The 13207-nt window shown below is 68.6% G+C and carries 11 protein-coding genes and 1 pseudogene; 3 read left to right on the top strand and 9 right to left on the bottom strand.

Going from position 1 to position 13207, the window contains the following annotated elements:
• Positions 1-456: 456 nt before the first annotated feature.
• A pseudogene (locus FKO37_RS26795) lies at positions 457-669 on the top strand (cytochrome P450); the annotation flags it as partial.
• A gap of 145 nt (positions 670-814) precedes the next feature.
• Here the strand turns inward: FKO37_RS26795 and FKO37_RS26790 are convergent.
• Together FKO37_RS26790 and FKO37_RS26785 are read right to left on the bottom strand one after the other, a co-directional pair.
• Positions 815-2389: a class I adenylate-forming enzyme family protein gene (locus FKO37_RS26790; RefSeq protein ID WP_238606260.1), complete on the bottom strand. Its 1575-nt coding sequence runs from the start codon at positions 2387-2389 to the stop codon at positions 815-817.
• A 98-nt stretch (positions 2390-2487) separates the two neighbouring features.
• Positions 2488-3342, bottom strand: coding sequence for an SDR family NAD(P)-dependent oxidoreductase (locus FKO37_RS26785; RefSeq protein WP_238606259.1), 855 nt, complete (start codon positions 3340-3342; stop codon positions 2488-2490).
• Between the two features lie 129 nt (positions 3343-3471).
• Here FKO37_RS26785 and FKO37_RS26780 point away from each other — a divergent pair, with 129 nt between their 5' ends.
• Positions 3472-5421 carry an NAD(P)/FAD-dependent oxidoreductase gene (locus tag FKO37_RS26780; protein WP_238606258.1) on the top strand — a complete coding sequence of 650 codons (1950 nt, stop codon included), beginning with the start codon at positions 3472-3474 and terminating at the stop codon, positions 5419-5421.
• Between the two features lie 60 nt (positions 5422-5481).
• Here the strand turns inward: FKO37_RS26780 and FKO37_RS26775 are convergent, their stop codons facing one another.
• Genes FKO37_RS26775 through FKO37_RS26750 form a run of 6 tightly spaced genes read right to left on the bottom strand, consistent with a single transcriptional unit; the run spans position 5482 to position 10959 of the window.
• Entirely contained in the window at positions 5482-6744 is a 1263-nt protein-coding gene (locus FKO37_RS26775; RefSeq protein ID WP_238606257.1) for an LLM class flavin-dependent oxidoreductase, read from the bottom strand.
• Positions 6745-6785: 41 nt separating this feature from the next.
• Positions 6786-8324: a GMC family oxidoreductase gene (locus FKO37_RS26770; protein ID WP_238606256.1), complete on the bottom strand. Its 1539-nt coding sequence runs from the start codon at positions 8322-8324 to the stop codon at positions 6786-6788.
• 11 nt (positions 8325-8335) lie between these two features.
• Positions 8336-9109: an alpha/beta fold hydrolase gene (locus FKO37_RS26765; protein WP_238606255.1), complete on the bottom strand. Its 774-nt coding sequence runs from the start codon at positions 9107-9109 to the stop codon at positions 8336-8338.
• Positions 9106-9447, bottom strand: a complete 342-nt coding sequence (locus FKO37_RS26760; RefSeq protein ID WP_238606254.1) for a RidA family protein — start codon at positions 9445-9447, stop codon at positions 9106-9108. Before FKO37_RS26760 ends, FKO37_RS26765 begins: the two co-directional genes overlap by 4 nt.
• The gene (locus tag FKO37_RS26755) at positions 9440-10582 is read right to left on the bottom strand and encodes an LLM class flavin-dependent oxidoreductase (RefSeq protein WP_238606253.1); all 1143 of its coding nucleotides are present in this window, start codon (positions 10580-10582) and stop codon (positions 9440-9442) included. Before FKO37_RS26755 ends, FKO37_RS26760 begins: the two co-directional genes overlap by 8 nt.
• Positions 10579-10959 carry a RidA family protein gene (locus FKO37_RS26750; protein ID WP_238606251.1) on the bottom strand — a complete coding sequence of 127 codons (381 nt, stop codon included), beginning with the start codon at positions 10957-10959 and terminating at the stop codon, positions 10579-10581. Before FKO37_RS26750 ends, FKO37_RS26755 begins: the two co-directional genes overlap by 4 nt.
• A 118-nt stretch (positions 10960-11077) precedes the next feature.
• On the opposite strand from FKO37_RS26750, the gene FKO37_RS26745 reads away from it, so the two are divergent.
• Positions 11078-11467, top strand: coding sequence for a RidA family protein (locus tag FKO37_RS26745; protein ID WP_238606250.1), 390 nt, complete (start codon positions 11078-11080; stop codon positions 11465-11467).
• 80 nt (positions 11468-11547) lie between these two features.
• Here the strand turns inward: FKO37_RS26745 and FKO37_RS26740 are convergent, their stop codons facing one another.
• Complete coding sequence (locus FKO37_RS26740) at positions 11548-13119, bottom strand: ABC transporter substrate-binding protein (protein WP_238606248.1); 1572 nt, start codon at positions 13117-13119, stop codon at positions 11548-11550.
• Positions 13120-13207 lie beyond the last annotated feature (88 nt).

Genomic DNA, 13207 nt, shown 5'->3' with positions numbered 1-13207 from the left:
GCCCGACACCTCCCGAACGCACGTGGTGCCGGGCCGAGCCCGCGAACGTATCACCCTCGACCCCGCCTGACGTGTTTAGTTGGCTCGCCCCGTTCGCTTTCTGCCGCCGCGCTAGCTTCGTACCGCGGTCTGGGCAGGTTTCTTCGGTGGCCGGGTCCACGAACGGAATCCGGCCGGCGGACCGGGCCGGCACGTATGCCACGCCTATGTGATGGTCACGGTATTCGCGCATGACGGCTCTCCGTAGGTTGTCAGGCGGCCCGGGGCCGGGTGTGACTGCCGATTGAGATGTGCGTTCCGGTCTGTTTTTACAGAGGTGACAAACGCCAGGCCCTCGACTAGGCCGCCTGAAATGCCCCGACCGCCTCGGCCGCCGTGACTGGGCACGCCAGATAACCCCCGATCAACCGCTCGGCGGCGACCTGCTCCACCACCGTCGAAGCAGCCGTACAGTCGGCCCGCGGCGGGCCGGCGGACCTGGTGGAGAATTTCGCGTTGCCGCTGCCGGTGGCGGTGATCTGCGAGCTGCTCGGGGTGCCGGTGGCCGACTGGCCGAAGTTCCGGGTGTGGAGCGACCGGATCCTGTCCACGAGCGAGGCCACCGCTGAGGAGTACGAGGCCAACGACGCGGAGCTGCAGGAATACCTGAGCGGCCGCATCGCCGCTCACAGCCGATGAGGTTGTTCCGTTGATTTTCGCTTAGTTGGCCTTCCTCCACGGTCAAGTCGGCCCTGAGGGTTGCGCGCGGCTCGCGACACGACAGGACCTGGGAAGGGTTCGTGTGCCTGAAATCCCGTTCGACGTCCACCCGGCGTCAGCCATCGACAAGCCTCGCGTGGCCTTCCCAGTATTTCGCGCGCAGTTCCCTTCTCAACAATTTTCCCGAGGAATTCTTCGGCAGTTCGTCCGCGAACTCGACCCGGCGCGGTTTTTTGTATCCGGCGATCGAATCCCGGCAGGCGGCAAGCACCTGCTCTTCGGTCAGACCGCCGCCCGGTTCCCGCACGACCACCGCCAGGACGCTCTCGCCCCACTGCGGGTCCGGGACTCCGACGACCGCCGTCTCCGCGACGCCGGGCAGTGCGCCGATCACCTTTTCCACCTCGCTCGGGAACACGTTGAACCCGCCCGAGACGATCAGGTCGCGTTTGCGGTCGACGATGTACAGGTAGCCGTCCGTCAAACGGCCGATGTCGCCAGTGCTCGCCCACGAATCCGGGCGCAGGAAGGCGGCTGTCTCCTCCGGCTGGTGCCAATAGCCGGTCATCATCATGTCCCCGCGGATCCAGATTTCGCCGCTCTCCCCCTCGGGCACGTCGTGGCCGTCGGCGTCCACGATCCGCACCTCGACGTACGGGGTGATCCGACCTGCCGAGCCCAGCCGTTCGGGGGCGGGCGCGGCCGGATCGAACTTGTGGTCCTCCTGCGACAGGCTGGACACCGGCATCGGCAGTTCGGTGAGCCCGTAGCTTTGGACGAACACGTCGCCGAAAGCCGCGACCGCTCGTGCCAGCTTGCCGGGGGCGATCGCCGAACCGCCGTAGATGATCGTGCGCATCGAGCTGACGTCGTAATCGCCGCGGTCGAGTTCGTCAGTCATCATGGCGAGGATCGTGGGCACGATCGGGATGGCGGTCACCCGGTGCTTGCCGATCGCCTCCACTGCCTCGCGTGCGTCGAACTCCGCCGAGAACAGCTGCCGCGCGCCGCGCACGGTGTACACCAGTCCGTACCAGCCGGCCAGGTGGCTCAGCGGCGCGACCTGCAACATGGTGTCCCGCTCGGTGATCGGCGGCAGCTCGACCATCATGTTGCGGATCGTGGCCAGGATGCTCCGGTGCGTGTGCATGACGCCCTTCGGCCGCCCGGTCGTTCCCGACGTGTACGGCATCCAGACCAGGTCCTCGCGGTCGGCTGGGGCTGGATCGACGGGCTCGTGCACCGCCAAATCCGCCACCGACGGGAAGTCCGCGGTCGGCGAGGTGCTCACCACTGTCGCTGGTACTCCGGCGGCGCGCAGGGCCTGGTCCAGCTCGCTGGCGCGGTCGGCGTCGGCGACCACGACGCCAGCGGAGCAGTCTTCGGCGATCTCGGCGATTTCCTTGGCGTGCAGGCGGAAACTGACCGCCACCCGGACGAATCCACCCCAGAACAGGGCATGGTCCACGACGACATACTCGGCGCAGTTGCGCGCGGCGATGACTACGCGGTCGCCGCGGGCGAGGCCGAGTCCGGTGAGGGCACCAGCTAGACCTGCGGCGAGGTCGCGCAGCCTGCCGAAAGAGGTTTCCGTGCCGTCGGCGTGCACGAGTGCGATGTGGCCGGCGTGGACGTCGTAAGTCCGGCGCAGCAACGAGGAAACGGTCGGTCCAGGGAGTTCGAAACTCACGTTCATCCTCCAATGCGGGAAACCGCTCGGCGCCTGGCGACCTCGATGTCCCCGACGCGTACGGAATATTTCATATGCAGTCCGTTCGGTGTCAAGAGTCAGGAGAGCTTGCGGCGGACCTCGCTGCGCACCCCGGTCATGCCCCGGTTCACCCCGACCAGGCCCTGCACGCTCGGGTCGGTGCCCAGCTCGGCCTGGAAGTCCGGGCCGGGGCCCGCTGCGGTCAGTCCGCCGTCGACGACCAGCGTTTGCCCGGTCACGAACTCCGCCGCCGGGGAGGCGAGGTAGCCGACCGCTCGCGCGATGTCCTCCGGCTGCCCCCATCGCGGCCATGGCTGACCTGGCGGCCGGGGCTGCGAGAGCGCGTCGCCGGCACTCGATTCAAACAACGGCGTCCGCACGAGGCCCGGGCAGACCGCGTTGACCCGGATGCGCCGCGAGGCCAGTTCAACTGCCGCCGACATCGTCAGGTTCAGCACCGCCGCTTTCGCCGCGCAGTAGGCGGTCGCGGCCAGCGTCGCGCCGCTGTACGCGCCGATCGAACCGATGTTGACGATGCTCGCTCCGGCGTCCATCACGCGCGCCGCGTGTTTGATCCCGAGGAACGTCCCGCGCGCGAGGACGGCGAAGGTGAAGTCCCAGTCCTCGACCTCGATCTCGGTGACCGGGCCGAACGCGCCGCCCAGCCCGGCGTTGTTGACCAGTACGTCCAGCCGCCCGAACCGCTCGACCGCCGCCGCCACCATCGCGGCGACGTCCGGCTCCTGGCTGATGTCGGCGATCACGGCGAACGCGCGGTCTCCCGCCAGTTCCGCGGTCTCCACGGCGGCGCGCGAGTTCAGGTCGGCGGCCACCACCCGGTAACCCTCGCCGATCAGGTGCTGGACGGTGGCGCGGCCGATGCCGCTCCCGCCGCCGGTGACGACCGCGACCGGGCCGGTTTCCGAAGCCATTCGTCTCGCTCCTCGGTTCAGGTTTTCCCGGCAGGGCCGGGAAAACTCCGCGCTTCCCGTCCCGTGTAGTGTAGATACCGACTGGTCAGTTTGAAATCCGTTCGGCTCCCTGAAACCGAGAGAGGCACGATGACGAGCAACCTTGCCGACCCCCGGCGCACCGCGGTCACGGCTTCGGACGAGCAGCTGCGCGCCGCGCTCGCGGTCGCGAACATCCCGACGCTGGTGATCGTGCTGGCCCAGCTCACCGGCGACGAGGTGTGGCTCGCCGACCGGTACCGGCCCACCCGGTCGGTCGCCCTCAACGACAACGACACCGCGGGACTGCCCGGTGACGTCCAGGGAGAAATCCGCACTGCCGCGTTCGATGCCGTGCGCGCGCTGCGCGACGGCGAACGGCAGGTTCCCGCTCCGCCGTGCGGCCAGCGTCTCGTCGACCTGCTCAGCTTTTCCCTCGGCGAAACCGTGCTGCCCGAGTACGCCGAGCCGATGGCGCTCGACGCGGGATTCGCGCCGCACCGGGAACTCTCGTGGCCCGGCGAACGGCCCGCCTCGGCCGACGACCGGCACGTGCTGGTCATCGGCGCGGGTTCGTCGGGGATCGCCGCGTCGATCGCGTTGCAGGAACTCGGAATTCCGCACACCGTGGTCGAGAAGAACGCCGAGGTCGGCGGAGTCTGGCTGGTGAACGACTATCCCGGAGCCGGCGTGGACACCCCGGCGCACCTGTACTCCTACTCGTTCGCCCCGCGGCTGTCCTGGTCGCGCTACTACGCGAAGCAGCCCGAAGTTCTCACCTACCTGGACGAGGTCGCCACCAAGTTCGACGTGAAGCGGCACATCCACTTCGGCACCGAGGTTGTGGCCGCGCGGTGGGACGATTCCGCGCAGCGCTGGCACGTCACGCTGAAGTCCTCGGCCGGGATCACCACAACCGAGGCCGACGTCGTGCTCAGCTGCGCGGGCAACCTCAACCAGCCGTTCGTCCCGGATTTCCCCTGCCTCGAGACATTCGCTGGGCCGACGTTCCATTCCTCGCGCTGGGATCATTCGGTCGACCTCGCCGGGAAGCGCGTAGCCGTCGTGGGCACGGGCGCGACCGCGATGCAGATCGTCCCCGCGATCGCCGGGAAAGCCAGGCACACCGCGGTCTTCCAGCGCACGCCGCAATGGGTCGTGCCCAACGCCAACTACCTGCGCGACACCGGTGAGGGCACCCGGCTGCTCATGGACCAGGTCCCCTACTACGCCGGGTTCTACCGGCTGCGGCTGGTGTGGCAGTTCCAGGACAAGCTGCTCGCCACCCTGCGCCGCGACCCGAAATGGGAACATCCCGACCGCTCGGTCAACGCCACCAACGACAAGCACCGGGCCTTCCTCGCCAAGGCCATGGAGGACCAGCTCGGCGAAGACCTGCCCCGGCTCCGCGACCAGGTGATCCCGGCATATCCGCCGTACCTCAAGCGCATCCTGATGGACAACGAGTGGATCCCGACCCTGCGCCGGGACGACGTCGAACTGGTGGCCGAGGCGGTGACCGGCTTCGACGAGACTCACGTGCACACCGCCGACGGGCGCACTCACGAGGCCGACGTCGTCGTGCTCGCGACCGGTTTCCAGAGCCGGAAAATGCTGTGGCCGATGGACATCGTCGGCCGGTCCGGGATCTCCTTGCGCGAACGTTGGGGAGACGACGACGCCAGCGCTTACCTCGGGATTACCGTGCCGGACTTCCCGAACTTCTTCGTCGTCGGCGGCCCGCACACCACGCTGGCTCATGGCGGCAGCGCGATCGCCGCCGCCGAATGCGCTCTCGGCTACAGCATCCAGGCCATCGCGCGGATGATCACCGACGGGCTGTCCTCGGTGGAGGTGCGCGCCGAGGTCGCCGACGAGTACGACCGGCAGGTGGACGCCGAACACGAGCAGCTGGTCTGGTCACACCCGGGCGCGACCAACTGGTATCGCAACAAGAACGGCCGGGTCGTCGCGGCCATGCCCTGGCGGCTCGTCGACTACTGGGCGCTGACCCGGGAGCCCGATCTCGACGAGTACCACGTCCGGTCGCGGCGCGACTGACCCCACAACACGGCGAAGGGGTGTCCCCGGGGAGAACCGGAGACACCCCTTCGCCGCACGCTAGACCGGCAGGTTGTAGCCGCGCTTGCGCAGCAGCGGCAGCACGTGGTCGCGGATCTGCTGGACGCCCTTGTGCGGGTCGAAGAAGCACAACGCGACCTGCTCCACTCCGGACTCGTACAGGTCGATCAGCTGGTCGGCGACCGTTTCGTAGGAGCCGAAGAGCTGGTACGCACCCATCCCCATGCCGAGGCTTTCGTAGTGCTCCTTGCCGATGCCCAAATACGGGTCCTGGTTCGCCCCGCTCTTCGCCCGGCCCTCGCCGAACTGGTCCTCGGTCACTTCCTGCCGCTCGCTGTTCATGATGTGCCCGCTGCGCGTCAGCCAAACCTCGAGCGCGTCGCGGTCGATCTGCTCCCGCATCCACTCCGTCGTTTCGGCGGCCTTGGCGTCGGTCTCGTCCATCACGACGTAGCACATCGCGCAGATCCGCACCTTGCGTCCGTGTTCGGCGGCCATTGCGTGGATCTTCGCGGCCCGTCTGGCATAGCCGTCGAGGTCCTTGTCGTCGGCGGTGATGAACAAGGCGTCGCATTGGCGGGTGGCGAAGTCGAGGCCGATGTCGGACCCAGCGGCGCAGATCAGCAGCGGACGCGGGCGGCTCGTCGGCAGTGGGTCGATCTGCGCACCGTAGAACTGGAAGTACTCGCCCTCGAAGTCGACCGGTTCTTCCGAGGACCACAGGTATTTCAGCGCGGTCACCAGTTCGTCGGCGATCGCGTAGCGGACCTGCTGCGACGGAGGGCCGACGAGGCCGAACTGCGCGTAGTCGACGGAGTTCTGCCCGGCGACGATGTTGACGCCAAGCCTGCCGCCGGAAAGATGGTCCATCGACGCGGTCATCTTGGCCAGCAGCATCGGCGGGATCTGGTATCCCACATGGACAGTCGTGTAGATGCCAAGCCGTTCGGTGATCGCCGCCGAGCCGGTCGCCGCCGTCGCGAAGTCCAGGTGCGAGTTGTTCCAGCGGGTGGCCCCTTCGTACCCGCTCCACATCCCGTACTGCAGCTGGCTGTCGAACCCGGCTTCCTCGGTCGCGCGGAGCAGCTTCGCCGCGGACGGCCATTTCCAGAACTCCTGGTGCCGTTCCGGGTCGCTGAGCACGGCCTTACTCGCCGACAGCCCGTTGCTGACATTCCAGGCGAACAACGACAGATGCATGTGCTTGTCCCGGTGCAGCTCCGGCTGGCCGCCCGGGTCGAACGGACCGCGCAGGAGTTCGGCGGGGACGCCCCGGCGGGCACCGGGCGGGCGGTTGGGCATGACGCCTCCTCAGTTGAGACTGACCGGTTGGTATCTAAAAGCTAAAACTCGGCGTTCGCCGCGTCAACGGCGTCCGCGCGCAGGCCGCGCACCAGGTCGGCGGCCTTCTCGCCGATCATGATGCTGGCCGCGTTGGTATTGCTGGACACGACGGCCGGCATCACCGAGGCGTCCGCGACCCGGAGCCCCTCGATCCCGTGGACGCGCAGCCGTGGGTCCACGACCGCCTCGTCGTCGGTGCCGATCCGGGCGCTGCCGGAAAGATGGAAATAGCTGCTCATCGAATCCCGCACCGCGTGTTCCAGCTCAGCGCGGCCGAGGCCGAGCAAGGCGGTGGTGTCCGACCGGCCGCCCCACTCGTCGAACGCCCCGGTCGCCACGATCGCCTCGACCGCTTCCACTCCCCTGACCAGCGCGTCCAGGTCCGACCGCTCCCGCACGTAGGCCGGGTCGATCAGCGGCGCGGCCAGCGGATCGGCCGACGCGAGCCGGACCGAACCGCGGCTGGCCGGGCGCATGTGGCCGATCGCGACGGTGAAGCTGTTCGGGGCTGGCTCCTGCCAGCCGAGGTGGTAGTCGAAGTTCATCGCGCACAGGTTCAGGTCCGGGCCGTGGTCCCCGTCGTCCGTCCGGGCGAGCAGGGTGGCCCCGTCCATGCCGGTCGCCGCGAGCGGACGCTGCGCGCGGTAGCGGATGCCGGCCAGCAGGATGTGGTCCTGCAGGTTCCGGCCGACTCCCGGCAGGTCGTGCAGCGGTGCGACGCCCGCGGCCGCGAGTTCGTCCGCCGGTCCGATGCCGGAAAGCAGCAGCAGATGCGGCGAGCCGACCGCGCCCGCGCTCAGGATCACCTCGCCGGCCGCGACCCGTTCCCGGGCGCCGTCGTGCAGGTATTCGACGCCGTGGCAGCGTCCGTCCCGGACGATCAGCCGCAGAGCAGTCGACTGGGTGCGCACCGTCAGGTTCTCGCGAGCCATCGCGGGCCGGAGGTAAGCGGTGGCGGTGCTTTCGCGGGAACCGTGCAGCACAAGGGATTCCGGATGGCCGACGCCGGACATCTCCTCGGCGTTGAAGTCCTCGGTGAACTGGTGTCCGAGGCTCAGGGCGCCCTGGATGAACGCGGTGCCGATCGGATGCGGGTCGCTGGTCGCCCGCGGCCGCAGCGGACCGCCGGTCCCCCGGTAGCGAGGGTCCCCGTCGGGCACGTGTTCGGATCGCTTGAAGTACGGCAGCACGCCCGCGTAGTCCCAGCCCTCAGCGCCGAGGCTCGCCCAGTGGTCGAAGTCCAGCCGGTGGCCGCGCAGGTGGGTCATGCAGTTGATCGACCCGGACCCGCCGAGCACACGCCCGCGCGGCGCGGGATGCGAGCGGCCGGTGCCGGCCTGCTCCACCGTCGTGAAGCCCCAGTTCGCGTCGGTGGCCTGCAGTTCTTCCCAGCGCGCCGGATCCGACATGTCGTCGCGTCGTTCGTCGCCGCCCGCTTCGAGGAGCAGCACCGCGACGCCGGGGTCTTCGCTGAGCCGGGCCGCCACTACGCAACCTGCGGACCCGCCGCCGACCACGACGTAGTCAAAGGTCTCCATCGAACCGCCCTTCACACCGATGCCGACAGGAAGCGCTCGACCGCCGTCGCCGTCTCGTCGAACGCTGTCCAGAACACCGCGTGCTGGCCCGGGACCTCGACGATGTCGGCCAGGTACGGTTCGTAAGCCGCGCGCTGTTCCGGCGTCACCAGGCCGAATTCCGGTGCGTAGATCAGCTGCGCGGGCCGGGTCAGCGTCTCCGGCGGCGGCGAGGGCGCGGCGAACTCGCTGAAGATCGACACGATCGACGCCTGGCTCGTGCGCCGCTTGACCCGGCCGTCGGGCAGGGTCTCGAACTGCGTCTCGACCTCGGCCAGCAGTTCCGGGTCGATCGCGCGATCGCCGGTGTTCTCGCGGCTGCCGAGGAAATGCTCGAGCGAATCCCACACGTCGCCGGTCAGCTCCTGCTCGGCACGGTGCCTCGCCAGCTCCGGCGAGATCTGGACGACCGGTTCGATCAGCACCGCCCGGCCGATTTTCTCCGGCCGCTTCGCCGCCAGGTCCAGCAGCAGCCGGCCGCCGAACGAGAAGCCGAGCCAGTCCGGCCGGTCGAGGCCGAGCGCGTCGACCGATTCGACGAGGTCGTCGGCGTAGGTCGCGTGCGTCCACGGCGGATTCCAGCCGGAACGGCCGTGCCCGCGCAGGTCGAACGCGATCACCCGGAACCGCTCGGCCCACCTCTGGGTCGCGACCCGGCGGAACTCCCCCGCGTGCGAGCCGACGCCGTGGACGCAGACGAGCGGCGGCGCTGCGGGATCTCCCCACTCGGTGCGTTCGAGGATCATGAGCGCGCCGCCACGAGTTCCAGCCGCACGCGGTCGTTGTGCGGAAGAGCCGCGACCAGCGTCAGCCGCACCGGGTGTGCGTCCGCCGGGAACCATTGCGCCCAGACGCCCCAGAATTCGCCGCGGTAAGAGTCCTCGGCGAGATAACAGGTCGCCTTCACCACGTCGGTCAGCGAACAGCCAGCGCTCTCGAGACCGGCTTCCACGCCGGCGATGGCGGCGCGGATCTCCTCGGCGAGCGACTGGCTCTGCGCGTGCGGTTCCGGGACGGGCGAGCCCACGAACGCGAACTCGCCGGTCGAGCGGACCTCGTACGAGGCTGTTGCGGTGCTACCCATGGACAGCGGCCCTCACCTTCGGCAAGACCTCTTCGGCGAGCAACAGCATCGTGCGCTCGACGCAGAGGTCGTTTTCGGTCAACGACGGGGACAGGACGAAGTGCGACGCGTTGTTCTCGCGCACGGCTTTCAGCATCTTCTCGGCGACCGTGTCGGGCGAGCCGACCAGGAGGTGGTCGCGTTCGAAGAGGAGGTCGAACGGCGCGGTCGCTTGGATCGCCGGGTCGTCCGGGTCTTCGCCTTCGTCGAGCCAGACCTTGATGCCGCGCACTTTCTTGATGTACTCGAAGGAGCTGGTGACCTCCGGCTCCACGAGTTCGCGTGCTTCGGCGTCGGTCGGCGCGATCAGGCAGCCGCGCAACACTGCCGAACTGTCCTGCAGCGGAGTTCCGCCGCCGCGGATCGCTTCGGCGCGGTAAGCCGTGTTGAGACCGTCGAGGACGCCGCGGGTCGGGAACCAGGTGATGGTCTTGAGCCCCTGCTGCGCTGCCGCGACGAAACCGCCGGTGGTGTCGGTGACGCTGTACAGCGAGGGCCCGCCCGGCTGCCGAGGACGCGGGATGACGGCCATGCCGGTCGCTTTCCCGTTTTCGTCGGTGTACTTGCTCGGGCCGCCGGGCCACTTGGTGTCCGGATGCGGGTACTCGAACCGCTCGCTGCTCCACCGCAGCGGGTCTTGCGCCCAGGCGGCGCGCAGCAGGCCGAGGCGTTCGGCGAAGATCGCCTTGCTGCGGGCGTCGTCGGAGCGGTCGGCCTCGGCGTTGAGGTTGACAATCTCGGCCTGCAGGATGCCGCGGCTGAGCGCGACGTCGAGCCGTCCGCCGGTCATCTGGTCGAGCATCGCCAGGTCCTCGGCGAGCCGGATCGGATGCCAGGCGGGCAGGATGACCGCGGCGATCCCGATCCGGATCCGGCTGGTGCGGCTCGCGAGATCGGCCAGCAGCAGCGCCGGGTTCGGGGACTGGTCGACGCCCATGTGGTCGAAATGGTGCTCGCCGATCCAGATCCCGTCGATGCCGAGCTCGTCGGCCAGCGCGAACCGGCGGCGCGCCTGCTCCAGGACTTCGTGCCAGGGACGGCGGTTGTCCTTGTTCTCGAGCGCGTGCAGGAGGTCGACTCTCAGCGCCGTTCTCACTGCTGTGCTCCCCGGTAGGCGATCGCGTCGACCTGGACGCGGCAGTCGCCGGCGATGCCCATGACGACGGTGCAGCGGGCCGGGTACGGACCAGGCGCGAACACGTCGCGGTAAGCCTGGATGAACTCCATCCGATCGGTCTCCTCGCTGACGTAGCAGGTGGTTTTGACGACGTCGCGGAGACCGCAGCCGGCTTGCGCGAGATGGTCTTCGACCAACGCCAGCACCGCCCTGGTCTCCTCGGCGACGGTGCGCGCCTCCGGGATCCGGCGCATCGTCGCGGGATCGATCGCGACCGCGGAGGCGAACACGAAGTCACCGCTCGCCGAACCGCTGGAGGAGCCCGGATGCTTGCGCTGTTCGAGGTAAGTGGTCATGCACAACTCCCGACGCGTAGTGGTCTCGGTGCGCCTTCAACATACCTACCGTTTGGTATGATGTCGAGAATTCCGGGCTGTTTTCCCGCCGTTCCCCGAAAAACGCAGGAGGTTTCCCGTGACCGCGTTCCTTACCGACGACCCGGCGGCGGCCGACCGGTTCGGCCTTTCCGGCGCGGCGATCGCCGGCGGCTACGTCTTCGCCGGCGGCATGGCCTTGGACATGGACACGTTCGGGCGACTGCCCGGAACCGACACCGTCGCCGCGGAAACCCGCGTCGTCCTCGACCAGATCCGGGATGTCGTCGAAGGCGCCAGCGGCGCACCGTCCGGCGTGCTGAAGGCGACGTGTTACGTGAGCGCGGCCGAGCACATCCCGGAAATGCTCGCCGCGTTCGACGAATACTTCGCCGGCGGCCCGCTGCCGATCCGGTCCGTGGCGGTGGTCGGCATCGCGGGCGCCTGCCGCGTCGAGATCGACGTGATCGCCACGGCTGGGGCGAATTAGCGTTGCGGTAAAACGGAAAGGGCCGGGTGCGAGACTGCCCGGTCCTTTCCGGACAGTCTCGCACCCGTGAGGGATCGTCGCTACGCCAGCGAGATCTCGCCCCAGCGGCACCCGTTGAAGCCCAGCCCCGACGCGTCCTTGCGCGCACCGGTGAACTTCTTGCGGTAGGCGTCGGGGATGTCGTGTCTCCCCCACACCAGCCACGGGCCCTCGTCGTGGATCACTCGCGACAGTTCGTGCATCAGTTCGTCGTATTTCGCGCCCGTGGTGTTCACCGCTTGTGCATAAAGCGAATTGACCTTCGGGTGGTCGAAATGCTCGCCGTTGAAACCGCCGGAAGGCAGCCAGCAGTAGGACGCGTTGTCGTAGAGGGACTGGGTGTAGTCGTAGCTGTTCTTCAGCTGCGAACTGAAGTATTCGGGTCCGTAGAAGGACGAGATGTTCTGCACCGGTTCGATGGTCATCTCGACCCCGATCGCCTTCGCGTACTCCACCATCAGAGTCGCGGCGCTCATCGCGCTCGGCTCGACCTGCCCGACCCGGTAGGCCACTCGCATGCCTTCCATCCCGGCCTGCTTCAGCAGCCACTTCGCCTTGTCGACGTCCTGGTGCCGCTGCGGGATCGCCGGGTCGACGGCGGGGTCGATCCGCGCCCACGCGCCGACGTCGTTGCCCGGCTCGCCGTACCCCGCGTAGAGCGTCTTGACCATCTGGTCGCGGTCCAGCATCAGCTTGAACGCCTGCCGCACCCGGTTGTCGCTGAACTGCGCGCCCTGGTCGCACCGCATGCCGGTGAACTCGAACGCCCCGGTCTCCGACACGATCAGCGCGAGGTCGCTCCTGGCCCTGATCTGCGCGGTCAGGTTCGCCGGCACCCGGTCCATCCCGTCGATCTGCCCGCTGATCAGCGCGTTCGTTCGCGCGGTGATCGGGTCGCTGAACCCGACCAGTTCCAGCGAATCGAGGTACGGTCCGTCGCCCCGCCAGTAGTTCGCGTTGCGGACGCCCACGAAGCGCTGCGCGGGCTCGAAGCTCTGGTACTTGAACGGCCCGGTGCCGACCGGGTTCTTCGGGTCGAACCCGACCGGGACGATGCCGGTCGGCACCTCGGCGAAGCCGTCGCGCAGCTGCGAGTTCGGCGACTTGAGCCGCAGCCGCACGGTCCGCTTGTCCAGCACCGACAGTCCGTTCGGGTCGACCGAGGCGAGCAAGCCTGCGGAGAACCCCGGGTTCTTCGGGTCGAGATTCCGCCGGATCGTGTGGATCACGTCGTCCGCACCGAGCGGTTTTCCGTTGTGGAACGTGACGCCATCGCGCACGCGGACGGTCCACGTCGCGAAATCGCCCTTGGCCGGTTCGAATTCCTCGGCGAGCCCTGGCTGGAGACGCCACGCGTGGTCCCTCGCCATCAGCGTGTCGGTGAGCGCTGCGGCGAGGCCGAACGACGAGTCCGAGGTTTGCGGATCCATCGACACGGTCCCGGAGAAATCGGACGGCGCGAACCGGAACGTGCCGCCGCGTTTGCGCGGCCCGGTCGGAGCCGCATCCCCCGCCTCGACCGCCGATTCGGCGGGCGGCTTGCCCGCACAGGCGGCCAGCGCGAGGCTCGCCGCACCGGCCGCCGCAGCGCCGAGCAGCCTGCGTCTTGTCATCGCAGGGAACTGATTCGCGTGCACGCGCCCGCCTCTCTCCCGGCACCGGGACCTCGATGTCCCGGCACGGTTAAAATCCGACCAGTTG

The sequence above is a fragment of the Amycolatopsis sp. Poz14 genome (assembly GCF_006704225.1).
Taxonomy (GTDB): domain Bacteria; phylum Actinomycetota; class Actinomycetes; order Mycobacteriales; family Pseudonocardiaceae; genus Amycolatopsis; species Amycolatopsis nivea.
The sequence above is the reverse complement of the archived record's forward strand: the minus strand, read 5'-3'. Positions and strand labels throughout refer to the sequence as shown.